Annotated in this window: 22 protein-coding genes; 4 read left to right on the top strand and 18 right to left on the bottom strand. The window is 63.3% G+C overall.

Going from position 1 to position 26535, the window contains the following annotated elements; genetic code table 11:
- Positions 1-78 precede the first annotated feature (78 nt).
- Positions 79-1305: a hypothetical protein gene (locus tag GRS80_RS04145; protein WP_160046454.1), complete on the bottom strand. Its 1227-nt coding sequence runs from the start codon at positions 1303-1305 to the stop codon at positions 79-81.
- 120 nt (positions 1306-1425) lie between these two features.
- On the opposite strand from GRS80_RS04145, the gene GRS80_RS04140 reads away from it, so the two are divergent.
- Complete coding sequence (locus tag GRS80_RS04140; RefSeq protein WP_160046453.1) at positions 1426-2004, top strand: MBL fold metallo-hydrolase; 579 nt, start codon at positions 1426-1428, stop codon at positions 2002-2004.
- A gap of 63 nt (positions 2005-2067) precedes the next feature.
- Here GRS80_RS04140 and GRS80_RS04135 read toward each other — a convergent pair whose 3' ends face one another.
- The 12 genes from GRS80_RS04135 to rpl7ae all read right to left on the bottom strand — a co-directional run bounded on the left by GRS80_RS04135 (position 2068) and on the right by rpl7ae (position 13762).
- Positions 2068-3135, bottom strand: a complete 1068-nt coding sequence (locus GRS80_RS04135) for an ABC transporter ATP-binding protein (protein ID WP_343161438.1) — start codon at positions 3133-3135, stop codon at positions 2068-2070.
- A complete protein-coding gene (locus tag GRS80_RS04130) occupies positions 3132-5000 on the bottom strand; it encodes an iron ABC transporter permease (protein ID WP_160046478.1) in 1869 nt (622 codons plus the stop codon). Before GRS80_RS04130 ends, GRS80_RS04135 begins: the two co-directional genes overlap by 4 nt.
- Positions 5001-5058: 58 nt before the next feature.
- On the bottom strand, positions 5059-6240 hold the full coding sequence (locus tag GRS80_RS04125; RefSeq protein WP_160046452.1) for a thiamine ABC transporter substrate-binding protein: 1182 nt from the start codon (positions 6238-6240) through the stop codon (positions 5059-5061).
- A 128-nt stretch (positions 6241-6368) separates the two neighbouring features.
- The gene (locus GRS80_RS04120; RefSeq protein WP_160046451.1) at positions 6369-7211 is read right to left on the bottom strand and encodes an ATPase; all 843 of its coding nucleotides are present in this window, start codon (positions 7209-7211) and stop codon (positions 6369-6371) included.
- Positions 7208-7516, bottom strand: a complete 309-nt coding sequence (locus GRS80_RS04115) for a DUF5827 family protein (RefSeq protein WP_160046450.1) — start codon at positions 7514-7516, stop codon at positions 7208-7210. Before GRS80_RS04115 ends, GRS80_RS04120 begins: the two co-directional genes overlap by 4 nt.
- A gap of 126 nt (positions 7517-7642) precedes the next feature.
- Positions 7643-10756 carry an FAD-binding oxidoreductase gene (locus tag GRS80_RS04110; RefSeq protein ID WP_160046449.1) on the bottom strand — a complete coding sequence of 1038 codons (3114 nt, stop codon included), beginning with the start codon at positions 10754-10756 and terminating at the stop codon, positions 7643-7645.
- 173 nt (positions 10757-10929) lie between these two features.
- Positions 10930-11532: a superoxide dismutase gene (sod, locus tag GRS80_RS04105; protein ID WP_160046448.1), complete on the bottom strand. Its 603-nt coding sequence runs from the start codon at positions 11530-11532 to the stop codon at positions 10930-10932.
- Between the two features lie 268 nt (positions 11533-11800).
- Positions 11801-12181 (bottom strand): hypothetical protein, encoded by a 381-nt coding sequence (locus tag GRS80_RS04100; protein WP_160046446.1) that lies wholly within the window; start codon positions 12179-12181, stop codon positions 11801-11803.
- A gap of 158 nt (positions 12182-12339) precedes the next feature.
- Positions 12340-12804: a nucleoside-diphosphate kinase gene (gene ndk / locus GRS80_RS04095; RefSeq protein WP_160046445.1), complete on the bottom strand. Its 465-nt coding sequence runs from the start codon at positions 12802-12804 to the stop codon at positions 12340-12342.
- Positions 12801-13160 (bottom strand): 50S ribosomal protein L24e, encoded by a 360-nt coding sequence (locus GRS80_RS04090; protein WP_160046444.1) that lies wholly within the window; start codon positions 13158-13160, stop codon positions 12801-12803. The genes ndk and GRS80_RS04090 overlap by 4 nt, the downstream gene beginning before the upstream one ends.
- A gap of 3 nt (positions 13161-13163) precedes the next feature.
- Positions 13164-13388, bottom strand: coding sequence for a 30S ribosomal protein S28e (locus GRS80_RS04085; protein ID WP_008894573.1), 225 nt, complete (start codon positions 13386-13388; stop codon positions 13164-13166).
- An 11-nt stretch (positions 13389-13399) separates the two neighbouring features.
- Positions 13400-13762, bottom strand: coding sequence for a 50S ribosomal protein L7Ae (rpl7ae, locus tag GRS80_RS04080; protein ID WP_149081683.1), 363 nt, complete (start codon positions 13760-13762; stop codon positions 13400-13402).
- A gap of 350 nt (positions 13763-14112) precedes the next feature.
- Here rpl7ae and tmcA point away from each other — a divergent pair, with 350 nt between their 5' ends.
- The gene (gene tmcA / locus GRS80_RS04075; protein WP_160046443.1) at positions 14113-16512 is read left to right on the top strand and encodes a tRNA(Met) cytidine acetyltransferase TmcA; all 2400 of its coding nucleotides are present in this window, start codon (positions 14113-14115) and stop codon (positions 16510-16512) included.
- Positions 16513-16658: 146 nt separating this feature from the next.
- Positions 16659-17195, top strand: a complete 537-nt coding sequence (locus GRS80_RS04070) for a macro domain-containing protein (RefSeq protein WP_160046442.1) — start codon at positions 16659-16661, stop codon at positions 17193-17195.
- Between the two features lie 470 nt (positions 17196-17665).
- On the opposite strand, the gene purM is transcribed toward GRS80_RS04070, so the two are convergent.
- On the bottom strand, positions 17666-18667 hold the full coding sequence (gene purM, locus GRS80_RS04065; protein WP_160046441.1) for a phosphoribosylformylglycinamidine cyclo-ligase: 1002 nt from the start codon (positions 18665-18667) through the stop codon (positions 17666-17668).
- A 98-nt stretch (positions 18668-18765) separates the two neighbouring features.
- Here purM and GRS80_RS04060 point away from each other — a divergent pair, with 98 nt between their 5' ends.
- Positions 18766-19230, top strand: a complete 465-nt coding sequence (locus GRS80_RS04060; protein ID WP_160046440.1) for a DUF555 domain-containing protein — start codon at positions 18766-18768, stop codon at positions 19228-19230.
- A gap of 180 nt (positions 19231-19410) precedes the next feature.
- Here GRS80_RS04060 and GRS80_RS04055 read toward each other — a convergent pair whose 3' ends face one another.
- From GRS80_RS04055 to mct, 4 genes are all read right to left on the bottom strand, one after another.
- A complete protein-coding gene (locus tag GRS80_RS04055) occupies positions 19411-19647 on the bottom strand; it encodes a UPF0058 family protein (protein ID WP_149081689.1) in 237 nt (78 codons plus the stop codon).
- Positions 19648-19902: 255 nt separating this feature from the next.
- Entirely contained in the window at positions 19903-20082 is a 180-nt protein-coding gene (locus GRS80_RS20595) for a hypothetical protein (protein WP_149081690.1), read from the bottom strand.
- 815 nt (positions 20083-20897) lie between these two features.
- Positions 20898-24995, bottom strand: coding sequence for a TaqI-like C-terminal specificity domain-containing protein (locus GRS80_RS04045; protein WP_160046439.1), 4098 nt, complete (start codon positions 24993-24995; stop codon positions 20898-20900).
- A gap of 281 nt (positions 24996-25276) precedes the next feature.
- Positions 25277-26449 carry a succinyl-CoA:mesaconate CoA-transferase gene (gene mct, locus GRS80_RS04040; protein ID WP_160046437.1) on the bottom strand — a complete coding sequence of 391 codons (1173 nt, stop codon included), beginning with the start codon at positions 26447-26449 and terminating at the stop codon, positions 25277-25279.
- Between the last annotated feature and the right edge of the window lie 86 nt (positions 26450-26535).

The following is a 26535-nucleotide window of genomic DNA, read 5'->3' as shown; positions in this document are numbered from 1 at the left end:
TTCGTTCGTTACGCGGGTTTGTGTTTAAGGATTCCGTTTCGAATCGGGAGTGGGCAGTCGTGACACGGCCGCTGTCGGTCACTCGTCGAAGGGGGATTTCGTCGCTTCGGGTTCGAAGCCCTCGAGGCTGATGATGTTTTCGCGGCCGACGCGGAGTTTGCTGATGGTTCCCTCGTCTTCCATGTCCGAGAGGAGCATGCTGACTTTCGACTTCGACCAACCGGTTTCCTCGACGATGTTGACCTGTTTCATCCGCCCACCGTTGTCTTGGATGAGGTTGACCACGCGGTCCTCGTCGCTGAGCAGTTCCGCTTCCGGGAAGTCGTCGGGCGGGTCGACTGGTTGGTTGCTTGAGGTTGGGGATTCGACCGGCGTGGCCGTCGGCGAGATGGTCGCTTCGCGGTCGGCGTCGTCGGATCGGCGACGATACAGGACGACGCCGGCACCGGCTGCAAGCGAGACGACGAGTGCAACGACGAGGAGCTGCCAGGGCAGTCCGTCGTCGCTACCGTCGCCCATTCCGGAGACGGGGCTGCCACCGCCGGTGTTTCCGGTCTCGCTTCCCGGCTGTTCGAGGACGGCACGTGGGTGGCCGTCGAGGAACTCTCGTTCGCCACTCCAGGTGACCGAGTCGGCGTTCTCGAGTGAGGCACCGACGTACTCCGGTTCGGGTTCGGCGGCCTGGAACGTTAGGTCGTCGTCGGCGACGACAACGATCGACTGATCGTCGGTGATGTAGAGATCCTGGAAGACGTCGCCGACGATGACGGTTCCGTTGTCAGTCGCCGCGAAGCCGTCCCAGAGGAACGACATCTCTACGACTCCCACCGGGTTGAGCTGTTCGTCGATACCGGCCGAGCGATTGAAGTTCGTCGCTTCCATCTCCCGGTCGGTCGCACTCGCTCCCGTTTCGGTCATCGCTTCGGCCTGATCCCGGAATCGTTCGTACAGCCCGAAATCGTCGCCGTCGGATTCGAACCCGTCGGCGAACTCGCGAAAGTTTTCGCGTGCGACCATTTCGTTCGTATCGTCGCTGCCGTCTAACCGTTGCTCGTGGCGGAACGTCCACGTCGCGCTTCCGTTCTCGTGAACGACGATCTCGAACGTGGTGGTATCGAAATCTCGGGAGTCGACGTCGGACTGACTCGCCGTTGGTATGGACGCGGCTACCGCACCTTCCCCTGTCGTCGGATTCGTGCTGGCGGCGTAGTCGTGGACGCCACCGGCCGCCGCCGATCCCGTGACACCGACCAGCGAGACGACGACGACGAGGACGACGAACCCGACGGAAACCGGCCGGCTCATTCATCTATCACTACGTGCCGGAGCTAAAAATCCTTGTGAATAGCTGTTCGTCACTCTGTTTCGTGATTGGTGCCGGGACGTGTCGACACGCACAAACCGACCGCCTGCATACTGAGGCGTATGATCACGAACCTCGCGGCCGGCGTGCAGGCGTTTACGAGCAACGCCTTTCTCGTCGACGGCGATCGGACAGTCCTGGTCGACACTGGCGCGAATTTCGACGTCGTCGACGGGCTTCGAGCGAACACCGACGATCTCGAGGCGGTCGTCCTCACGCATACACATCCCGACCACGTCGGCAACCTCGAGACGGTCGTCGAGGCGTTCGGCGTCGACGTCTGGGGATTCGATCCCTCGCGACCGGGCGTCGACCACGGGATCGAGGACGACGAGACGGTCCAGTTGGGTGATCACGAGTACGTCGCAGTTCACACGCCGGGTCACAAAGACGACCACCTCTGTCTGTACTCGAGGGAGGCGGGCGTCCTGTTTGCCGGCGATCTCGTCTTCCAGAACGGAGGTTTCGGCCGGACCGACCTCGAAGAAGGCGATCGCGAGACGCTCATCGAAAGCATCGACCGGCTGTCCGAGCAGGTCGACGACGACCTGTCGGAGATGCACACCGGCCACGGGCCGAGCGTGACGACCGACCCCGCGAAACACGTCGAACTCGCGGGGCGGATGGCCCGGCAGATGTAGCCTGTAGTCGACTGGTTCCGTCGTTCACCCCGGACACTTCCCTCTGTCCGAGCGCTTGAGGGTCTACGATGTCTCGACGACATGGACGTCGTCGGGGGCGAATCCGACCGTTACGGTGTCGTCGGGGACCTCCTCGAGTCGCAAGACAACGGGGGTGTCGTTCCAGTTGCCGTGGGCGCGGATGCTTTCGCCCAGGAATTCAGTTGTCTCGACGTCGACGGTGAAGCGGTTCCGGTCGGCCTCCCGCGAGAGCGAATCGGGACGGACACAGAAGCTCACTCGTCGTACGTCCTCGGAAACGCCCTCGAGTTCGAACGCTGTGTCGCCCACGTCGACTCGTGTTCGCCCCCGCTTACGGCCGGAAGGTAGAACCTCGAGGTCGCGAACCACCCCGTCGAAGACGTTGTTGTCGCCGACGAACTCGGCGACGAACCGCGTCGCCGGCTCCCGGTATATCTCCTGTGGTCGGCCGACCTGCTCGAGGTCGCCGTCTCGCATCACGGCCAGCCGATCTGAGATGGCCAGCGCCTCCTCCTGGTCGTGGGTGACGTAGACGGTCGTGATCGCCAGCTCGGACTGGATTCGTTTGAGCTGGAGGCGAAGCGACTCTCGTAGGCGGGCGTCGAGGGCGCTCATCGGTTCGTCGAGCAAGAGGAGATTCGGTTCCGGTGCGAGCGCTCGAGCGAGCGCGACGCGCTGGCGTTGGCCGCCCGAGAGCTGATCGGGCGAGCGCTCGCCCATTCCCGACAGGTCGACGAGGTCGAGCAACTCGGAGACGCGTTCGTCGACGGTCGTTCCGGCTGGCGGCTCGCGAAACTGGAGCCCGTAGCCGACGTTCTCGGCGACGGACATGTGCGGAAAGAGCGCGTAGCTCTGGAAGACGACGCCGACGTCGCGGCCCTCGGGCGGGATATCCGTTATCGGCTCGCCGTCGAACGAGACCGTCCCTTCGGTCGGCACCTCGAAGCCGGCGATCGTCCGGAGGGTGGTGGTCTTGCCACAGCCCGAGGGTCCGACAAGCGTGAAGAACTCGCCGTCGCGGACGGTCAGGTCGATCCCGGTGAGTGCGCTCGTCCCGCCCTCGGCCGAGCCGTACCGTTTCGAGACGCCCTCGAGACGGAGTTCGGTCACGGCTCGTACCTCCCGCCGACACGGTCGACGACGACGAAGCTGGCCGCGGTCACGAGGAGTAACAGCGTCCCCATCGCGAGCGCGGGGCCGGATCTGCGTCCGAGATAGCGTTCGACGGCGACCGGCATGGTGTAGCTCTCGCTTCCGCCCGCCAAAATCACCGTCGAAGAGAACTCGCCGATCGAGATGGCGAACGCGAAGGCCGCGCCGGCGACGACACCGCTCGCGATCAGCGGCAGTTCGACGTCGACCAGCGCGCGGTAGCGCGAGGCCCCGAGCGCCCGGGCGGACTCGACCATCGCGCGGTCGAGACTCGAGAGCAACGGCGAGACGTTTCGCGTCACGAACGGGTAGGCAGCGACGGCGTGGGCGACGACGATGGCGACCGCGCCAGTCACCTGGAATCGCCACCCGCCGGGAAGCGGGATGCCGAAGACCAGTCCCTGCAGGAGGCCGATCCCGAAGACGATGCCGCTGACCGCAAGCGGGAGCATCGCGAGGGCGTCGACGACTGTCCCCGCGCGGCCAGCCCGCGCGGTCAGTACCGAGACGATGACGCCCATCGGAACCGCGATCAGAAGCGTCGCGACGCCGAACAGAAGCGAGTTTCTGATCGCCGGAAGAGGCCTGGTCTGGAAGGTGGCTCCCTCGAGTTGGCGTTCGGCCAGGAACGCGTAGTTTCGGAGGGTGAATCCGCCGCCGTCGGTGACGCTCCCGACGACGAGACTCGCCATCGGCCCGACGAAGACGACCAGCGCGACGAGCCCGTAGGCGAGCACGCCGAGGCGTTTCGGCGTCAACGCCGTCCGGAGATCAGGAAACAGCGGCTCCACCGACCGCGATGCGCTCGTTCTGGCGAACCCGGACCGGGCGGACTCGTACCGGAGGTAGGCGTAGGTGAGCCCGAGCGAGAGGATCGTCTCGAGGATCGCAAGCGTGGCCGCCTCGGCGTAATCCAGGCGCTGGACGCGGTCGTAGATCCAGACCTCCACGGTCGCAAGCTGGAGGCCGCCCAGCGCGAGCACGATGGGGAACGTCATGAACGTGAAGATGAACGTCAACAACGCACCGGTGAGTACCGCGGGCGCGAGTTGCGGGACGACGACGTCGCGAAACGCACGGCGCTCGCTCGCTCCAAGACTCCGGGCCGTTTCGACGGCCCGACGATCGACGGACTCCCAGGCCGCGACGGTGATCCGGGCGACCAGCGGGGCGTTGTAGAATGCATGTGCGAGGATCACGACCGCGAGCGGGTTCGCCTCGACGAATGCGAACGGACCGAGCCCGACGACGCCGAGGATCGAGTTGAGCGTTCCCGCCCGGCCGAACATCGCGTAGAAGCCGACCGCGACCATGATTCCCGGCAGGACAAAGGGCAGGATCGTCAGCGAGCGAAGCGTTCGACGGCCGCGAAACTCGTAGTTCGCGAGGACGTACGCCGCGGGGAGGCCGAGGGCGACGCTCGCGACCGTCGAGAGCGCCGCCTGGTAGGCGGTGAAGCCGAATAGCCCCATCCGGACGCCCGGCGTCTCGAGGCCGATCCACGGAAGCGGCAGGCCGACGCCTGGGACGGGATACTCGAGCGAGACCGAGACCGATACCCCGGCGAGCCATCCTGCGAGTGCGCCGAGGTGGGTTCCGACCGCGAGTGGATCGGCGAGGACCTCGGCGAGAAACCCAACGTAGAAGGGATCGGTGAGGACGTCGGCGAAGTGATCGAGCGTCGGCGTTCCGTCGACGAGGACGGCCTCGACGAAGACGACCCCGACGGGCAGGTACAACATTACTGCGAGGACGCCCGCCGTGACGAGCGCGGTCAGCCACAGCGCTCGGCGCTCGAGTCGGCTGGAAACTGCCTCGAGCAGGCGTCGAGCGCGGTCGGCGAGGTCGGACCGTCCTGGGGGTGACACGGCTGGCGCCCGGTCAGTGCGTGGCGAACTCGCGGGCCCAGTCGTCGACCCACTCGTCGACGTTCCCGCGCAGCTCCTCGTAACCGACCGTCACGGCCTCCGGAGGAACGTGTGCGTACTCGTCGAACTCCTCGTCTAGATCGACGTACTCCTCTTCGACGGCGGGGAACTGGACGTTTCGCTCGGCGATTTCGGCCTGGGCCTCGTTCGAGAGGACGAACTCGAAGAAGGCGTAGGCGAGATCGGCGTCGCCGTCCTCGAAGACCGCCATCCCCTCCGGATTGGCGTACCCCTGGTCGTTCGGGAAGGCGACCTGGTGGCGGGTGAGGTCGTTGCCCTCCGCGACGGCGAACACCTGGTCGGTCGAGTAGGAGACGACCATCGGACGGTCCTCTTCCATGTACGCGCCGTAGTACGACTCCGTCCAGTCGTCGAGAACCCGGACGCCGTTCTCACGGAGGTCCGCCCAGTAGTCGAGGTAGCCGTCCTCGCCGAAGGCGTCGATCGTCCACAGCAAGAACGCCTGTCCGGGATCGGACGTCTGGGCGTTCTGGGCCAGCAGGGCATCCTCGTAGGCGGGCTCGGTCAGATCCTCGAACGTCTGAGGTTCGTCGACCTCGCTCTCGTCGTAGACGAGGCTGATGTAGCCCGTATCGTAGGCGAGGACGCGACCGTGGGGGTCACCCATGTCGAGGCCGTCGCGGATCCGGTCGGACCGCTCGATCTCACCTGTGTCGAGTTCCCGAAAGAGCCCGCCGTCCTCGAGGTTGTCGTCGACCGTCACGAGGTCGTCGATGTTGAGACCGAAGTAGACGTCCGGCTCGATCTCGACGCCCTCGTCGGCGCGGTTCACGTAGTGGTTGATCCCCTGGTCGGGGAGCTGGACCCACTCGAGTTCGACCTCGGAATATGCGTCCTCGAACGCGTCTTTCAGCCACGGACCGGCGGGATTCTCCCCGTCGATCATCGACTCGTAGGTGACGACCTGGAGCGTCCCCGAGAGCTCGTCGTCGGCCGACCCGTCGGTCTCCGTTCCGTCGTCGGTATCGGTGCTGTCGTCTGTCGGGGATTCGTCCGAGTCGTCGGCGTCGGATCCGGAGCCTGTCTCCCCGTTTTCGCCGTCCTGGGTCAGACAGCCTGCCAGTCCGAGCGTGATCCCACCACCGACGCTACCGAGAACCGTTCGTCGTCTCATTACTCGGTTGTTCCACTCAGTGTTCATAATGGCTGTGATCCGTTTGTTTCCCGGCGCACGGGCGGACGAAAACGACTCGAGCACGGAGGACAGACAAAAACGGTCCGTCGAGACGGACGTCGTCCCGATCACCGCCCGACGGTCTCTCGAGCCGCCTCCAGGAGCGCGTCGTAGGCCTCGTTGTAGGCGCGGGCGATCCGTTCAGGTTCGCTTCGTTGATCGCTTCCGAGCGCCGGCAGACCGACGCGCTCGAGCGGATCGAGATACTCGAGAACGTCGGGGACGCGTTTCTCGAGGCGGCCGTCGATCGCGCTGGAACTGGCGATCTCGCAGACGCGACAGTAGCGGTCACCGCGGTAGATCCGTACCCGGCCGGGTTCGACCGCCGCGACGGCGGCGACGGACGCCGGATCGAGCGCCTGGAGGGGCCGTGCGACGTCGCTGTAGGACTCGACGACGGCGATCTCTGCGGCGTCGATCTCCGTCGCCAGCCGTTCGAACTCGGGGACGTACGACTGCTTTGCGAGTTCGTCGAACTCCTCGACGCTCTCGATCGGAATCGCCTCCTCGAGGGGGAGCGCGTCGGCGACGGTCGCCGGAATATCGGCGGTCGCGTTTCGGACGAACGCCACGTCTCCGTCGGCGGGTCGACCGACCCTGTCGACGAGAAACTCACGGTCCGCCCGGCCGAACAGCCCGCTCCCGCCGGCGGGGTTCGGTTGCCACAGCCGGTGGACCGGGTTGAGCGACTCGGGGTCGCGGGCGCGTCCCTCTGCGTCCGCGAGTCGCCTCGCGTCTTTGCCGTACAGTCGTCCATCGGCGAACGCACGCTGACAGTCGTCGTGGTCGAACCAGAAGTCGTTGCCCGCGCGGGGTTTGTAGCCGGCGGCGCCGGTTCGCTCGAGCAAGCCGACCGAGAACGTCGTTTTCCCGGCGTCGACGCGGTCGGAACCGACGACCAGGACGATCATTCGTCTTCGTCGTTGCCCTCCCCATCGGCCGTCGTGGCCGCCGGTTTCAATCCGTAGTATCCCGGCTCGTCGTCGCTTCGCGGCTCGGCGACGACGAGGTCGTCGGCGTTGACCATCACCCAGGGGATCGCCCAGTCGAGCAGGATATCCTCGGTCTGGCGGTCGATGTCGGCGTCGGTCTCGAGCCCCTGTAGCAAGCGAGCGATCTCGTAGACGGTGTACATCTGATCGTCCTCGAGTAGCTCTTCCGGCGTGTAGAACTCACAGGGCGGTAACTGGTCGAACTCGGATTTCGGAACTGGCATACGCCGAGCTATCGGTTTCGAGCGCCTAAATCGTTCGTTTCCTTGCGTGGCGGACGGACGACGGGGCGCAACCAACCCAACGTGACGACCGCCCGGTGACTCCGACGTCCCCACCGAGATGGTCGGTTAGATCGACGGCCCGTCCTCGAGGGCTCGGTCGACCATCTCGATCGGATGTGCTGGTCGCTCGTATCCCTCGAAATCGCCGATCTGGGTCCGACAGGAGACTCCCGGTGCGACCACCGATGGTGCGTCGCGAGTGACCGATCCGCCGTCGACCCGCGCGGGAGCCCGGTCGGCCGCCGCGGCCGACGCCGTCCCGAGGCGGTCGGGATCAGATTCCGTCGTCGCACTTGTCAGCCCCTCGAGTTGCTCGCGAAGCAGCGACCCGATCGCCAGCGAGAGCTCGTAGTGGTCGGCCTCGTAGCCGAAACTCCCGGCCATGCCACAGCAACTGGCGTCGATGGGGTCGACGTCGTATCCGACCCGGCCCAAGACGCCGACGGGGTGGTGATCCGTCCCGCGGGCCTTCTGGTGGCAGTGGCCGTGATAGGCGACTCCGTCGGATCGGGGGCCGCTGTCGATGGCGAACGACAGTCTCTCCTCGAGGCGGTGTCGATCGACGTACTCGCAGACGTCGTAGGCGTTCGTCGCGAGTCGCTCGAGGCGCTCCTCGTCGACCGTCCCGGAGAGCAACGACCGGTACTCGTCGACGACCATCGACGCGTCCGAGGGCTCGACGAAGACCACGGACCAGCCGCACTCGAGGAACGGCTCCAGATCCGAAAGCAGTGCCTCCCCACGCGATCGGGCCTCCTCGAGCATCCCCTGGGAGTAGGCGGCCCGGCCCGTCGGTCCGAGGTCGGGGATCCGGACGCGAACCCCTGCCGCCTCGAGGACGCGGACGGCCGCCTTTCCGGGATCGGGATTCGAGTAGTTCGTGTACGTATCGGGGTAGAGGACGACCCCACGCGTCGCCTCGCCGGCGGCGACCCCGGGGCCACGTCCCTCGAACCACGAAACCAGGCTCTCGCGGCGAAACGTCGGTAGCGTCCGATCGGCGGCGATGCCGACCGTCCGCTCGAGGGCGATTCTGGCACCCGGAAGCGCCGACGCGCGGTTCGCGATCGGGGCGAACGTACTCCCGAGGGCGGCGACCCTGTCGACGTTCGCGAACAGTCGCTTTCGCAGGTCGATTCCCGTTCGTTCGTTGTACTGGTGGGCAACCTCGGCTTTGAGCTTCGTGAGGTCGACGCCGGTTGGACAGTCACTCTGACAGCCCTTACAGCCGATACAGCGTTCGAGGACCTCCTCCTGGAACCGCTGGTCGTACAGCTCCTCGGGATCGATTTCGCCGCTGATCGCCGCCCGGAGGAGGTTGGCTCGCCCGCGGGTCGTCGCGATCTCCTCGTCGGTCGCACGGTAGGTCGGGCACATCACGTCGCCGTCGGTCTGGCGGCAGGTGCCACAGCCGTTACAGAGTTCGACGAGGTGGGAGAAGCCGCCATCTTCGTCGAAATCGAGGGTGGTCCGCGGCTCGAGCGAGGCGTAGCCGGGGCCGTACCGGAGGTTTTCGCGGATGTCGGTCGGAGTTTCCTCCCGGTAGACGACCGTTCCGGGGTTCATCCGCCACTCCGGATCGAACGCCGACTTCACGGTCTTAAACGCCGCCCAGAGATCTGGGCCGTAGAGTTTGGGGTTGAACTCCGTCCGCGCGAGTCCGTCGCCGTGTTCGCCCGAGAACGAGCCGCCGTGTTCGAGCGCGAGGTCGGTGACGTCCGCCGCGATCGAGCGCATCTTCTCGACGCCCTCGCCCTCTTTGAGGTTCAGGATCGGCCGGATGTGGAGCGTCCCCGCGCCGGCGTGGGCGAAGTAGGCGGCGGTCGTGTCGTGATCCGCGAGGATCTTACGAAAGCCGTCGACGTACGCGGCGAGTTTCTCGGGTGGTACCGACGCGTCCTCCACGAACGGGTACGGCTTCGGATCGCCCTCCATCCCCATCAGAAGCGGGATGGCGGCCTTTCTGAGCTTCCAGAGTCGGTCCTGTTCCGTCGAGGACCGTGCCTCGAGCAGTCCGAACGCGTCTCCGTCAGCGACGAGCCGCGTCCGTGCTCCCTCCAGGGCCTCGTCGAAGTCGTCGAACAGTTCCGAGTCGAACTCGACCATTAGCGCCGCCTCGGTGCCGTCGGGGACCGGTTCGGCGTACTCGGCGTACTCCGCCGACTCCGAAGCAAGTCGGAACACCTCGTCGTCCATCAGTTCGACCGCGCTGGCATCGAGATCGAGCGCCGCGGGGACCGCCGACAGCGCCTCGAGTAAGTCGTCGTACCAGCAGAGCGCGAGGACGGTCTCCTCGGGTCGTGTCACGAGCGACAGCGTCGCCTCGGTGACGACCCCGAGCGTTCCCTCGGAGCCGACGAGCAGCTTCGAGAGGTTGATCACCCGATCGCCGTCGTCTGTCGTCCGGATCACCTTCTGGAGATTGTAGCCGCTGACACTGCGCTCGAGGGTCGGATACCGCTTCTCGATCACCGCTTCGTGCTCGTCGAGGAGGCTGTGGACCGTCCGGTAGAGCGCTGCCTCGCGGTCGTCTCTCTCGAGGATACGGTCCCACTCGTCGCTGCCGATAACGACGTCCCGGGTGCGAATCACCGAGCCGTCGGCCAGGACGACCTCGCACTCGTCGACGTAGGCGTCCGTGATCCCGTACCGGACCGAGTGCGCGCCAGTCGAGTTGTTGCCGATCCCGCCGCCGATCGTCGCGCGGTTCGAGGAGGCGGGGTCGGGTGGGAACTTGAGTCCGTCCGGTGCCAGCGCGGCGTCGAGGTCGTCCTGGACGACCCCCGGCTGGACGACGGCCCGTTTCGCCTCCCGATCGATCTCGAGAATATCGTCGAAATGTCTGGAGAGGTCGAGGACGACGCAGCCGGGTCCGACCGTCTGCCCGGCCAGCGACGACCCCGCGCCTCGAGGGAGGATCGGTACGCCGTGGTCGGCCGCGACGCGAACGACGGCGCGAACGTCGTCGACGTCTACTGGGAAGACGACCCCCGCCGGCTGTGCGCCGTAGATGCTGCCGTCCGTCGCGTAGAGCACTCGGGTGTACTCGTCAAATCGGACGTCACCGCGACACGCTGTCTCGAGATCCGCGGCCAGTCGTGTGCCGGCATCGTCGGACGTTCGGCCCCGATTCCGCTCGAGTCGGTCGGTCTCGATCGTTTCATCGCCCTCGACAGCCATATCACGCCCTCTCATCGTCCCCGACAATAAATCATGTGAGTGGGTAACGGGTGGCAAAAGCGTGTGGATTAATACCGATATCTTGTGTCAGTTCCACGACGTGTACGGGTCGTCGGTGTGGCAGTCGCTTTCCGACTGGTTCGAGAAAAAATCGAGATCGACGAAGTCGTCGCTTACTCGAAGTGGTCGACGCACTTCCCGTACTCGTCGGCGACCGAGTCCCAGTTGACGACATCGAAGAAGTTGTCGATGAAGCTGCCGCGGTCCGGGCCGTAGTCGTGGTAGTACGAGTGCTCCCAGACGTCGAGTGCGAGAATCGGGTGTGCGCCCCACAGCGCGCCCTGGTCGTGCTTGTCGACCGCCAGGTTACGCAGCTGTTTCGCGACCGGGTCGTAGACGAGCAGGGCCCAGCCACCGGCAGCGCCGGCAGCGGCCTCGAACTCGCCCTTCCAGGCGTCGTAAGAGTCGAAATCCTCCGCGATGCGGTCGGCGAGTTCGCCCTCCGGCTCGCCGCCGCCGTCGGGAGACATGTTCTCCCAGAACAGCGTGTGGAGATAGTGTCCACAGCCGTTGTGGGTGACACCGCCCATCGCTCCGGGGGAAGAGCCGAACTCGCCGGACTCGCGGTTCTCCTCGAGGGTCTCCTCGGCGGAGTTGAGACCGTTAACGTAGCCCTGGTGGTGGGTGTCGTGATGCCAGGTCACGACCTGCTCCGAGATCGACGGTTCGAGCGCATCGTAATCGTACGGTAGTGGTGGAAGTTCGTGGTCAGTCATTGGTAAACACCTGTTCGTTGTAATGCTATCTCTCCTGTTAAGTGTTGAGGAGTGAAACGATACCATACCCCACAATTACGTCGTGGGGAGTCGACTCCGTCAGGACCCACCACGAACGTCAAGTTAAACCTTTCAACCCGGTCCGGTCCGCACATGCGCGTTTCGACGGCTCTCGTCATCTCATACGGTCTGTTGTCGGTCAGCACCGCCGCACCGGGGGCCCGTTCTCCGCGTGCGGCGGTAGACAGGTACATCACATCAACCAGTATCAGGCGAACTCCTTGTGGTAGGCGTGCTCGAGCCACTCCTCGAGCGTCGGCTGGGTCCAGTATCTCACCGTTTCGCTTCGGCGGTCGTACTCGAGAACCCCCGAATCCTCGAGTTTCGGCACGTGAACGTGTTGGAGTTCCGTTCGAATCTCCAGTTTCTGCCGGTCGATCTCGGAAACTAACTCACTCCCCTCCTCCCGGTTCTCGAAGGCGACAACGTTGTTCGTCACCTCCTCGAGCGTCGCGACGCCGTCGGGGCGGTCGTACAGAAAGTACAGCACGTATCGACGACGGCGATTCGACAGGAGGTCGAAAACGACGTCGAGCGACGGAGTCGTATCAGTTGACAGTTGTGTCGACTCCCGTTCGGCTTCACGCATTCACGGACCACCTACCATAAGTTACCATTCGAAACCACCAACACCCCGTTCACCAGCCGCCACATTAGATGTTACGTCTACCGGAACGAGTACCTGTGTTATATAATACACTTGCTGGGCCGGGTAGAAATGCGGTGGAGCTGGTTCGACGGGCGGGGCTACTCGTAGAGCCAACCGGCGTCGTGTTGATCGTAGTCGATCAGTTCGTCGTCGTCGAAGTGGATCGAGATCTCGCGCTCGTTTGCGCCCTCGTCCTCGTGGTCGGCGGCGTGAACGACGTTCCGACCGAGATCGAGCGCGTAGTCGCCCCGGATCGTCCCGGGTTCGGCCTCGAGCGGATCGGTCTCGCCGATCATCTGGCGGACCTGACGCGTCGCGTCCTGGCCCTCCCAGACCATCGGGACGACCGGGCCGGAGGTGATGAAGTCGACGAGGTCGTCGTAGAACGGCTTGTCCTCGTGCTCGCCGTAGTGTTCTTCGGCTCGTTCGCGGGGCATGTTCTCGACTTTGATGGCGACGAGTTTGAGCCCGCGCTCCTCGAGCCGAGAGATCACTTCGCCCACGAGCCCGCGTGCGAACGCGTCGGGTTTGACCATCACGAACGTGCGTTCGCGGTCGCTCATTGGTCGTCTTCCTCGTCGTCGCTCTCGGCGGTTTCCGTCTCGTCCGATTCGGCGTTCGCTGGCGCGTCGTCGTCTTCGACGTCTTCGGCGGATTCGGTGTCGGCCTCGTCGACGGCTTCGACGACGTCCTCCTGGTCTGGTTCCTCCTCGACGTCCGCGTCCGTCTCGACGGGGCCTTTCCCGGCGCGACCTTCCGCGGTCCACTCGAGATCGCGCGGTTCGCGACCGAGCTTGTAGTTTTTCTCGGCCTTCGAGTCGACGAAGTGGAGCACGGTTCCGTCGTTGCGGACGTACATGATGCCCGTGCCGGGCTCGATCTCTTCGCCCGTGTAGTCGCACGTGCGTTTCTCGACCATTGGTTACTGACCTCCGATGGAGTCCGCCTCGCGGGCGGTCTCGCGAAGCTGGAGTACGTCCCCTTCGCGGACCGGCCCGAGACAGTTTCGGGTGATGATTCGTCCCTGGTTCTCGCCCTCCTGAATGCGGCACTTGACCTGCATGGCCTCGCCGTGCATTCCGGTTTTGCCGACGATCTCGATGACCTCGGCGGGCGTGGATCCGGTTTCTTCCTCTTCAGCACTCATCTTCGGTCACCTCAGTCGAGATCCTCGACCTTGTCGGCGATGTCCTCGACGTCACCGTCGGCCTCGCCGGCGTCGACGATCGCTGCGGCGGCCGAGCCGACCTCGAGGCCGGCGGCGTGGCCGACGTCGTCCTGGGTCTCGACGAAGACGACCGGAATGCCCTTCTCGTCTGCAAGTTCGGGAAGGTGCATGACGATCTCTTCGGGAGAGACGTCCTCGGCGACGTAGACGAGATCGGCGTTGCCGCGCTCGATCGCTTTCGTCGTTTCGTTGGTTCCTTTCTTTACTCGTCCGGTGTCTCGTGCGACCTCGAGCGCCTCGAGGGCGTCGTCGGCGAGGTCGGCTGGAATTTCAGTGGTTACGTAGACTGCCATTGGTTGTTCACCTCTCCTACACGTGGGCTCGCGCTCCCCTGCCGTCCGGGACGCTGGGCATCCCGTGCCGACACGATAGCCGGCGGAAGTCCTGTGAGGCTAGGAGCATCATCAACCCCGCGTAGGGTGTAGTACGGAGTAGCGCTGCCCCCCTTAAAAGCGTGTTCAAACTATCGGAGCCGTGCGATTCCCCCCCACGGTAGCGCTCGTCTCCACTATCTCTAACGAGCAACTACTCGGAGACACACGTTTCCCGTCGTTGCGTTCAGCGAAACGCCAGTCAGCACTGTCCGCCGGTTTCCGCCAGTCCGGCAGTATCTTACCGTCGAACGACCAAACCGGGGATACCGATGGAGAACGTCGCCTCGATCGCCGGTTCGCTGTTCGACGAAGCGCAGCGAACGAACGAGCGGCGAGCGCTCGTGCTCGCGGGCGACCGCGAACGGGGATACGACGCCCTCGAGTCGACCCTCGAGGCGCTCCCGATCCCGATCACGGACACGACGCTGGTCGGTTCCGAGGATCGACTGCGCTGTGAGTGCGTTTCCCAGTCGAGAGCGGGCGAACTGCTCGGGACGACCCGAACCGCGGTCGCGCTGGACACCCACGGCGGTCTCCGACCGAACGCGCTCGGGAGCGTTCTCGGCGCAATCGACGGCGGCGGCCTGTTCTTCCTGCTGGTCCCGTCGCTCGAGGACTGGCCCGATCGTCGCGGCGAGTTCGACGAGTCGCTTGCAGTCCCGCCGTTCTCGTTGTCCGAGGTCACGGGTCGATTTCGACAGCGACTCGTCGACACCCTCCGGGCCCACCGCGGTATCGCCGTCGTCGACCTCACGGACGGCCGACTCGAGGCCGACGGGTTGACGCATCCGGCCCCGCGCTGGTATCCGGCGACCGACGGCGAGCAGCCGTCGGATTCGCGCCACCAACGGTTATCGCCCGACCAGCATCTATTCCCGCCCGAAACGTACGACGCGTGCCTGACCGACGACCAGGCCGAGGCGGTCGCCGCGTTCGAATCCCTCGCGGATGAAAGCGAGAGCGAGAGCGATCGGGAGTGTGAGAACGGGTATGGGAGCGGGAAGCGGGCGCTCGTCCTCCAGGCCGACCGTGGTCGCGGGAAGTCGAGCGCCGCCGGGCTGGCTGCGGGCGCACTCGCCGCCGCCGGGGCCGACGTTCTCGTCACGGCACCCGATCGACGAAACGCTCGAGAGGTGTTCGACCGTGCCGGCGAACTCTGTAACCGCCTCGAGGCCGCGACAATCGTCGAGTCAGACCGCCTCGAGACGGTCGACGGCGGTCGCGTTCGGTTTCTCGAGCCCGCGGCCGCCGTCGGCGAGAGCACCCCGACGGACGAAGACGGCTCAGGGATCGACGGACGGGGTGAAACACCGGACGTCGTAATCGTCGACGAGGCGGCCGCGTTTCCGGTTTCCCGGCTCGAGGCGTTCCTCGAAGCGGATCGGATCGCGTTCGCGACGACGACCCACGGCTACGAGGGGGCGGGCCGAGGGTTCTCGGTGCGCTTTCGCGACCGACTCGCCGACAGCGACCACGAGGTCGTCGATCGAACGCTCGTCGAGCCGATCCGCTACGCCGCGGGCGATCCACTCGAGATCTGGGGCTTTCGAGCGCTGTTGCTCGACGCGCGACCGCCGGTGGCTCCCCTCGTCGCGGACGCACAGCCGGAAACCGTCGAGTACTGCCGTCTCGAGCCCGACGAGTTGCTCGCCGACGAGTCGCTCCTCCGGGAGGCGTTTGGCCTGCTCGTCCTCGCCCACTACCGGACCGAACCCAACGACCTCGCGCGGCTGCTCGACGCTCCAAACCTCGAGACTCGGGCGTTGGTCCACGACGGACACGTCGCCAGCGTTGCCCTGCTCGCACGCGAGGGTGGGCTCTCGGCGGAGACGCGAGAAACGATGTACGAAGGCGGACGCGTACGCGGGAACATGCTCCCCGACGTGCTCACGAGCCAGCTCCGAGACGAGAAAGCGGGAGGCCCTCGTGGGATCAGGATCGTCCGGATCGCGACACACCACGACGCGCGTGGGCGAGGACTCGGTTCGCAACTCCTCGAGTGCGTCGAGGCGGAGTTCGCAGGCCGTGGAGGGACCGCCGACGAGGACGACTCCGTCGACTGGCTCGGAACCGGGTTCGGCGCGACGCCCGGCCTCCTCTCGTTTTGGCGCGAGAACGGGTATCGGACGGTCCACGTCTCGGGCACTCGAAACGACGCCAGCGGGAAACACTCGGCGCTCATGCTTCGACCAGCCAGCGACGGGGGTCGGGCGCTTCACGATCGGCACGCGAGGTGGTTCGCCCGCCGGATTTCGGCCCTCTCGACCGACGCCCTCGCTGATCTCGAGCCGGACACCGTCCGCGAACTCCTGGGAAGCGTCGACGAGCGCGCCGCGCCGGCGCTCGAACTCTCCGACCACGAGTGGCGGATCGTCGCCGGTGCGGCCTACGGCCCCGGCCTGTTCGACGTCGATCCGGGCCCATTTCGCGCGCTGGCGGTCAGGTACCTGGTGGAGACTCCCGACTCCGTCGCACTCGAGGATCGCCAGGAACGCCTGCTCGTGTTGCGAGTTCTCCAGGGCCGAGCGTGGCCGGCCGTCGCCGACCGTCTCGAGTATCACTCGACGAGACAGTGCATGCGGGCACTCGGCGAGACGTTCCGTCCGCTGGTCGATCGATACGGTTCCGACCCGGCGCGTTCGGTACGCGAGCGCTTTCTCGGGGAGTGAGATCGACTGGCGCAGGTCTGGTTCGCACGGCGACGTGACGGTTCGGGTCGGTGCGTACGGCGACGTGAGTTCCTCGAGTCGACACCCGACCGAGCCGGTGCTGTGGTGGCCACAGTTTCAACCACGTCGAGGATGTATCGCCCTGCATGGAGTTCGACGTCGTCCAGGGAGACATCGCAGCACAGTCCGCCGACGCGCTCGTCAACGCCGCGGGAACGAGCCTGCGGATGGGGTCGGGCGTCGCCGGCGCGCTCCGCCGGGAGGCGGGCGAGGAACTCAATCAGGAGGCGATGGACGAGGGACCCGTCGACCTCGGTACCGTCGTGGTCACGGACGCCTACGATCTCGACGCCGAGTACGTGATTCACGCCGCTGCGATGCCCCACTACGGAGACCGGCAAGCGACCGAGGAGAGCGTCCGCGACGCGACGCGAAACGCACTCGAGACGGCCGACGAGCTGGGCTGTCGCTCGGTCGTCTTGCCGGCGCTTGGCTGTGGGGTCGCCGGTTTCGACCTCGCTGACGGCGCGGTGATCATCGGAAAGGTGATCGACGGCTACGAGCCAGAGATCCTCGAGGAGGTTCGATTTATCGCTTACAGCGACGAGGAGTACGACGCGATTCGCGCGGCGACGGGGGCGAAGACGTCCGAGATGACGGACGCCGAGGAATCGGATCGGTGAGATCGAGGCGGCCGACCGCTACGATCGTTCGCGGATCGTGACGTCGGTCGTGCCGCCGAGGGCTTTGAGTTCGTACTCCGCTTTGGCTTTCAACTCGAGATCGAACGTCGTTTCGCTGTCGACGGTTTCCCACAACACCGGCGATGAGAGGGAAACGCCTCCTCTCGTATCTGAACGAGCGATCGGCCGCTTTCCGAGTCGGCCGTCACCCCGCACTCGGTTCCCGTTCCGGTTTCGAACGTTTCGCTCTCGTCTCTGAACACCTGCGTCGACAGGATCCCGCCGTTGCCCGCGCCGAGACAGCCGGCAGTCGTTCCCGCCGCGGCTATCGCGGAGCGTCCGAGGAAGCGTCGTCGGTCAAGTCGGAGACGAGCGTTTCGTTACTATGTTATCATTATACCGAAGAAAGCGCAACTACCCCGGATATCGGTCGGGGAAACGGTCCGTTCCGTGCGATCCGTCTCGTGTGCCTACTCGAGAGAAAGTCCGCGAATCTCGACGGACTCGCCCGCTTCGACGCGACCGATGATCTCGCCGTCCGTCTCCTCGACGAACGCCCCGGCCCGGTCTTCGGGGAGCGCGACGACGAAGCCGGTCCCCATGTTGAACGTGCGGTGCATCTCCTCGTCGGTGACGTTGCCTTCCGTCTGGACGAACTCGAAGATCGGCTGGGCGGGGTGGGGATCGTCGATCACGTAGCGACGCTGGCCCATCCGGAGGAGGTTGGTCCAGCCGCCACCCGTGACGTGGGCCGCCGCCCGGACGCCGTGGTCGCCCATTGGCCCGAGCAAGTCGGTGTAGATCCGCGTCGGGCGGAGCAGTTCCTCGCCGATCGTCCGGCTCTCGTCGTGGGGGAACGGGTCGGTGTACTCGTAATTGCGGGTGACGGCCTCGCGAGCGAGCGTGAGCCCGTTCGAGTGAATGCCACTCGAGGGAACGCCGACGAGGACGTCGCCGACGGCGGCCTCGCCCTCGAGTACCGCGTCTTTTTCGGCGAGACCGACGCAGGTTCCCGCGAGGTCAAACCCTTTTACGACCTCCGGCATGACGGCCGTCTCGCCCCCGAGCATCGTCAGGTCGGCCGTCTCGAGGCCGACGGCCAACCCTTCGCCGATCTGGTTGGTGAGTTCCTCGTCGGGATCGTCGATCGCGAGATAGTCGACGAACGCGACGGGCCTAACGCCCGCCGCCACGAGATCGTTGACGTTCATCGCGATGCAGTCGATGCCGATCGTCGAGTAGTCCTCGATCGCCTCGGCGACGAGGAGTTTCGTGCCGACGCCGTCGGTCGCAAGCGCCAGATACCGGTCGCCGATGTCGACCAAGCCGGCGTACTCGGTTCGCAGGTCGCTCCCAAAGGCCTCGAGCAACGCGGCGGTCGCGTCCTCGCTCGCTTCGATGTCGACGCCGGTCTCGGCGTACGTGAGTCCCTCGCCCCCCTCCTCGGGGTCGTCGTCGGCTGTCTCGGTCATGTGCGAACGACCGCGTGGGTCGTCCAAAAGATCACCGGTCCGCCGATGTGGGGGGTGTGGGGCGAACCTTCATACTACAGGCGACCCAACAGTTGGGTATGAACTGCAGGGTTGCCGTCGAAGCTGCCGTGCCGGTGTTCGACGTGGAGACGGAAGACGAGGCGATCCGAATCGCCATCTCGAAGACGGGCGAGATGCTGAACCCTGACTTAAACTACGTCGAGATCGATATGGGCGAACGGACGTCCCCATCGGGAGAGGAGCTTCCACCCGCGTTTATCGCAGCCGACGAGGCGCTGGTCGCTCTCGAGCTCGAGATGACCGTCTTCAACGTCGAGCGCGAGGAACACGCCTCGCGCATCGCCAGAAAGGAGATCGGTCAACGCCTCGAGAACATCCCACTCGAGGTTACGGAAATCGAGACGATCGAAGACGAGGAGTCGGCCGACGACGAGGAGTCGGCCGACGAAGAACCCGAGACCGACGACGACGATTCGAAGACGAACGACGACGAGTCGGAGTCGGACGAAATCCTCCCCGAGTTCGAGGATCTCGTCGAGTAATCGCTCGTTTCCGACGGACGATGTCCGTAAGCGTTCCGTGACGACTCGGCTCCGTCGTGGCGAGACTCCGTAGTATTTCCTCTCTGGGGGACAGACACACTGTTGTCCGAGATTCCAACGAGACGAGAGAGACGGTCTCACCAGTCGGTGAGTAGTGTACCCGAGAATACGACGCGAGATTCAGTCAGCGGTTGCGGCGACGACTTCCTGTTCGTCCTCGCGCATGTTGGTCGTGATGCCACCGGCGAGCGCGAAGACGGCTGCTTTGTGGTCCGTTTTCGATTTGTGGATCGATGTCGGTCGAATACCGCGCGATTCGTACTCCTCGAGGTCGATCTGACAGTCATTCCACTCTGCACACTGGTTCGATACCTCCGCGAGAAGTCCGTGAAGGTGAATGAGCTCCTGCTTCTTCATAACCATCCACTCCTACCCACTGCAGGGTTATATTATTATCTTGAGTCGCGTTACCATGCATCTTATGCTGTGCCTTCGTGACTGTCGAGATCGCAAACCAATTCGAACCGATAACTGACTGGGCGAAACCGTCGTCTAAGACGCTGTTGGGCATCCCCGAATTCGGGAAACACCTGGTTTACCCGTCGATTTTCCTCGGCGTAGCCCACTGCGAACGGAAACGGCGAATTCGAAAACCCGTCGGTTACGTTCCGGCTACCCGAGTTGTTTCAACGTCTGAAGGTCTCGATCGGTTCGCATAAACTCCGCCGTTCGACGCGACGCGTGACAGTTCGGACAGTGAAACATCTCGGTCGAGGCCGGAAGCTCCCCCGGCGTGACCTGCCAATCTTTCCCACATTCTGGACACAACAGTCGAACGGTCGTCTCGTCCATGGTATGTGATTACACACCGGCCGTGAAAAACCTTGTCGACACGGATGCTGTCTCGACATTGGACAGGTATTTTCAACGAAGTGTAGTAGATAGATCGATCAGTCGACGGGCTAATTTTCACGCTTTGGCACTGGAGAGTGCCGTACGTTCAATGTACTCGGTTGTGAAATCCAGCCACTCACCAGATGGCCGACAAGTATATTCGGGTGGGTGACGTTAGGGTCTGTGGCGGGGACGGGCGCACAGTCGTTGCCACAACTGCGTCCAGTGCCGTCGGCGACGACGGATCGATAGCGGTCAACTGCCGATGGGACTCGCCCGTAATCCCGGTTCCTCGCCACCCGGACGAATCCGATCTCGAGAGGGGGATGGGGGCTTTCCCCTTTCGATGTTCGGCGCATCGACCCGAGACGGCAGTCGACTCGAGCGGGCGAAACTTACTGTGACCCGTATTCTTCTGGGTGATGGTCGCTAATACACATCTGCAGCACCTGCCGAATATAAAAATCCTTCTCGGAGGGGTTCTCCTCCGCTAATGCGTTTTCGAGGTGTTCTTTACACTGAGCACTGAGCGGCCTCATGTTGTCCCATCATATGGTTGGGTACTAAAATCTATCAATTCTGGTAGAAATGGTCGTCGAATATTAGGATTACTCATCATCTCTCCCGGTCAGCAACGATTCGGAACGACCGTTCCGACCGAGCATGGCACCCACGTCGATCGGACAGATCTCGTAGCGGACTCTCTCCTCGACGCGGTGTTCGGTCGAATCACCTGCTCGAGAGAGTCACATCCGAGTTCGTCGGCCGCGGTGTTACTCACCAACAGCGTCTTCGACGATCGCGATTTCCTCGTCCGTCAGCCCGTACAGTTCGTACACGATCCCATCGATTAGATCGTCGGTCTTCTCGATTTTCTCCTCGAGTTCCTCGGCTCGAGCCTTCGTTTCGAGGTAGCTCTCGAGGCCGTCCTCGACGTCTGCGACGGCGGGGAGGGTGAGCTTCCGGAGGCGGTCGACGGGCGAGTTGGTCTTGGTGGCGGTTTCCCGGAAGTTCGCGAAGCCGCCGGCTTCCTCGACGGCGACGGGGACGAACGCTTCGATCAGGTCGGCTTCGGTCTCGGTGAGATCCGAAATCCGGAGTGCGGGTTCGAACTCGGTTTCGGTGTACCCCCAGCGGTCGGTCTCGAACTCGTCTTCGTTCTCGGGTTTGTAGCGGGCTGTTAGGTGGATCTCGAGACTCGAGTCGGACTCGCGGACGACCTCGACGGAGCCGATGCGGAGGTTCTCGCGGTCCTCGGCGGTATCGGTGAGGATGGAGTCGGCTGCATTTTCTGGTGGTTGGCTGAATCCTATCTTAGAAATAGCCAGCTCGTTAGAGAAAGTCCCCAAGTGATCGAGAAGGGAAAGATTAAGCGAACTTCTGTCTTTTCGAAGTTTCATTATCTCTCTGACTAAATCTTCTAGGTCCGTCACTAAGTTACTATTATCTGACAAACCGTTGTAAATCGGTATCTTTCGGATATCGTCTGGATATATACTGGAATAGCTTCCTTGGAGTGTTCCAGTTGCAAGAAATTGGGAGAAGTAATATGTGATGAGATTCGAGTTGAATATACCAACTATCGCTCTTACATCAAATTCTTCTGTGTCATCTAATGGCTCGAAGCTTTTCGGAGACTGTTTGTCTAAGATTTCCTCGCTCCAACGGACGACATTCGTAACATTGTCGTTATTGTAATATCCTGTCTTATCGAAACAGGCCTCAATCCTATTATCTGCACCACTTACTCTTGGGACAAGGATTTTTTCAGACTCAAAGAGTTCTGGGAACTTTGGTCGATGAAAATGCTCTCTCTTAGATTCGTAGTCGATATATTCTCCTTCCCAGTCAATCAAGTATCGAGAGATATTGCTTCCTTCGATGTACTGTTTGTGTCCCTCCTGTGCCTCTTTGGAGATTACATCATCTTTCTTGAAATCCAGTTCACTATCGGAAGCAGCATGCGCAACTACCCCGACATTGACACAGCAAACATGTCCAGCGGGAATACTTTTCTCGTCAACCTTCCTTTTGAGGTCGATATCAGTAGTTGCTAGAGATGGACGGAGCGAATAATTAGAATACTCTGAGAAATTAGTCTGATGGATTCTTGCTGTAATGCTGAAATGTGGATTGTTAAACTCAACTAAACTTGTTTTACCATCTTTTCTTTTTTCCGGTGATAATATGTATATGAGATATTGTCGGTCAACTTCATTGAATATCTGATGCTCTCCAAAGTGTATCAGTTGGTGTATTGTCCAATCATCGATGAATTTTTCTCGAATTTTCGTCCCATATTTTTCAGTTCCCAGTGATGTTGGTGTAATGAATGAGTGTCGCCCTTCACTCTTTGCTAATGTTGCTGCTCGATAACAGAATGGAACAAACAAATCCCAATGCCCAGAGGTCACTTCTTGATACAGTGATTCCAGCGTCGATACAATCTGTTCATTACTCTCTGTCAGTTCCCAATTTGATACCCACGGCGGATTCCCAATCACCGCATCGAACCCAGCATCCGCCCGCTTCTCCCCGTCGTCATCGAAGAAAACCTCCGGATACTCGAGTTCCCAGTGGAAAAACGCCTCGCCACCAGCCATTGCCTGCGCAGTCTGGAACCAGTCTTCCTCCCGTACCTCGAGCCACTCGTCCTCGTCGTCGATCGCTCGAGCCATCCGCTCGTAGGCCCCTTCGGGAACGTCGAGGTCGAACCGTTCGGCCGTGTGGACGTTCGTCAACTCGAAGAGCCGCTGGTAGAACGGATCGCTCCGAACCTCGGCGTAGATCTCCTCCATCGACTTGACGTCTGCGAGCGTCTCGTTGTCGATCTCGAGTAACTCCTGTACCCGATCCATGACGTGATCGAGCGTCCGCTCGCGCACCCGAGCGAACGACTGCTGGAGCGTCAGTTGCCCGCCGTCGTCGTCCGCGTCCGCGCCGTTCGAGAGCACCTCCGTCACGTCCGAGCCGACGAGCGAGTTGCCCGCTTTCAGGTGGTGGTCCAGAAACGCAAGCGGCTGATCCGCCGCCAGCGTCTCGAGCCACATCGACAGCTTCGCGAGTTCGACCGCCATCCCGTTCAAGTCGACGCCGTAGATACACTCCTTCGCGACGTCCCGGCGCACCCGCTGTTCGTCGAACGCCGTCGCCTCCTCGAGTTCGCGCACCTCTTCCATCACCTGCTGGGCGAGGTACTCCGTCGCCCGCGTCAGGAAATGCCCACTGCCCATCGCCGGATCGAGGATCTTCAGGTCGGTCACCCGCCGGTAGAACGCCCCCAGATACTCGTGGGTTCCCGGCTCGAATCCCTGCTCCTCGAGGTCGGCTTTGATTTCGGTGACCAGCGGCCCGACGGTCTCCTCGACGATGTACGTGACCACGTAGTCCGGCGTGTAGTACGCCCCCGTCGCCTTGCGCTCGCCCTCGTCGTTGACGACGTACAGCCCACCCGGGGAGACCTGTTCGACCGCCTCCGCGACCGTCACCTCCGTCGCCGGCTTCCAGACCTGCCCGCCGTCTTCGGCCACCGCCGCGTACGCCTCGGGTGCGATCCGGAACTGGTGTTCGAGCAGCCCCTCGTAGACGCTCCCGAGGTGGCGCGTATCCAGGTCGGCGTAGTCGGCCAGCACGTACCGCCCCTCGTCGTTTTCGGTCGTCGAAATCCGGTAGAGCACCTCCGCGAGATACCGGTTGCTCACCTCGTGGTCGGTCAAAAACTCGTGGCGCTCGCGGTTGAACAGCCCGCCGTTGTACGGCGGAATGCCCAACGATTCCTCGCCCTCGTCGATCAGCCGGAACAAGTCCTCGAGTCGACTCCACATCGTCGTCGAGTACTCGCTGTAGGCGTCGGTGAAGCCGTCGTCAACCTCACCGATCTCGTCGTGAATCTCCAGACGGAGTTCGTCGAGGCTGAAGTTCTCCTCGTACTCCGTGATCGCGTTCTGGCCCTCGCCTTCGGGATGGATCAACCCCCGCGATTCGGCGTAGAGGACGAACATGAGCCGATACAACAGTACCAGCGACTGCTCTTTTAACTCCTCGAGAGCCGCGTCGTCGTCGGGATCGATCTCGAGATCGTTCGTCTCGACGAACCCGCGGCCGAGTACCCGAACTGCGGTGAAAACGTTGTCCTGTAAGTCCTCGCCGAGTTCCTGTGCGACCGTCTCGCTTTCGGACCAGACCGAATCGAGAAACGTCGTCCCACCGTGTTCGCGAAACGCGTCCGGCCGGAAGAAGACGTAGAAGTACTTGAACGCCTCGAGAGAGCCGGACTCAAGCAATTCGGGCAGATCGACCTCGAAGTACGTCTGGGTCTCGTAGTCTTTGGTTCCGTAGAGTCGCCACTTCCGACCGTTGGTGAGCACGCCCCACTGGATCGCCTCGGGCGTTCGCTCGAGATAGTGTTTGATCTGGTGGGAGGCGTTCCGGTATGGCCGCCGTTCGCTGAAGCGCGTCGTAAACTCGGCGTCCCACTGCTTCGCTTCGACGAGGCCGATTCCGCGGTCGAACAGATCGGTGGTGTCCTCGCTGCTCAGGTAGACCTCGGCGGCGTCCCGTCTCGCCTCGGTGTCCTCGAACAGCAAGACGTCGACGTAGCCGCTCCCGCCGGGGAGCGTCGTCTCGACGTTCGTCCCGAACCCGAGGACGTCGAGCACCTCGTCGATCCAGTTGTCGATCAACGGATCCTCCGTGTAGCCGTCGACGAGGTCGGACTCGAGGTCGTACAGCGACTGCAGTTCCGACATGGCCTCCCGGGCGGCGTCGTCGCAGTCCCACTCGTCGCGATCCTGAACGCGCTCGTCGAGATAGTGCCCGGAGAAGAGATTCGAGTTCGTGTACGGCCGATCCGACAGCGTCGCCTGACTCATGATACACGGGTCCTCGAATTGTCAGGATAAGAAAGCTCTGGTCGATCGGGTCGGCCCGTCCGGCCATCGAATCCGAATCTGGCGATCGACCGGCAATCGACCATCGAAGACCCACTCAGACGGATTGCTGTGCAGATGTCCCGGCGCGGCCGCGACCCGTACGGCGGTTGTGCCGGAAATGACTGATACGATCTACTGTGAGTCATTTTCGGTGCGACCGCGACCCGTCCTGCGGTCGCACCGGTAAATCGTTACAGCAAACCGTATGACAGTAACCTGTCTCAGTCGTCGGCCGGCCGTTCGACGCCCTCGCCGAGGATCTCCGCCCGGTGTTCGTCGAGAAGCGGTGCTCTCCCCCGTGGCTCGGGGGGTGTCTCGGTCATTTTGATCGGATTGCCCGCGATCTCGACTGTGCGGTTGGCACCCGGTTGGTCCACGGCGACGAGCATCTCACGCTCGCGGACGTGGGGATCCGCGAAGATCTCCGCCGTACTCTGAACCGGTGCGGCCGGCACCTCGCCCTCGAGAGTCCCCACGAGGTCGTCGGTCTCGAGGTCCTCGGCCCACGCGGCGATCTCTTCCCGGAGGTGGTCACGGGACTCGAGTCGGTCGGCGGCGGTGGCGTAGGCGGCGGCCAGATCGGGCCGATCCATCGCCTCACAGAGTGCATGCCAGTGAGCGGTGCCGAAGGCGGCGATTACGGCGTAGCCGTCGGCCGTCTCGAAGGCGTCGTAGGGGAACAGCGTGGGGTGGGCGTTACCCCGGCGGGTCGGAGGCTCACCGGTGTAGGAGTGTTGGTAGACCGCCCGCTCGGTGAGGCTGATCATCGCGTCGTACATCCCGGTGTCGACGTACTGGCCCTCGCCGGTGTGCTCGCGGTGGTTGATCGCCGCGAGAATGCCGATACAGTTTAGCGTCGCGGTAAAGAGGTCGCCGATGCCGGGGCCGACCTTCGTCGGCGGGCCGTCGGGGTGGCCGGTGATCTCCATGACGCCGCCCAGCGCCTGTGCGACGAGGTCGAACGAGGGCTGTCCCTGCCGATCCGTCTCGCCCGTACGCGGGTCACCGAACCCTCGAATCGACGAGTAGACGAGCGCCGGATTGTGCTCTTTGAGTGTTTCGTAGCCGAGGTCGTACTTCGCCATCGTCCCCGCGCGGTAGTTCTCGACGACGACGTCGGCCTCGGAGACCAGCGAGAGAAACGCCTCGCGGTCGGCGTCGTCGCCGAAGTCGAGTTCGACGCTTCGCTTCCCGCGGTTGACGCTCTGGAAGTAGCCGCCGTAGGCCTCGTCGTCGGCGTCAGCCGCGAACGGCGGGTTCGACCGGATGAGGTCCCCGCCGGGTCGCTCGATCTTTACGACGTCTGCACCCATATCCGCGAGCAACATCGTACAGTACGGCCCGGCGAGCACCTGGGTCAGATCCAACACGCGCAGGTTCGAGAGCGCACCCATGCCTCGAGGCACCCGGCGCGAGCATAAAACTGTTGTGAACAATCATTATATTTGTGGCTGTATGCCACACCCGGTCACTAAACACG

It is taken from the genome of Natrialba sp. INN-245 (genome assembly GCF_009807105.1).
GTDB lineage: Archaea > Halobacteriota > Halobacteria > Halobacteriales > Natrialbaceae > Natrarchaeobius > Natrarchaeobius swarupiae.
The sequence above is the reverse complement of the archived record's forward strand: the minus strand, read 5'-3'. Positions and strand labels throughout refer to the sequence as shown.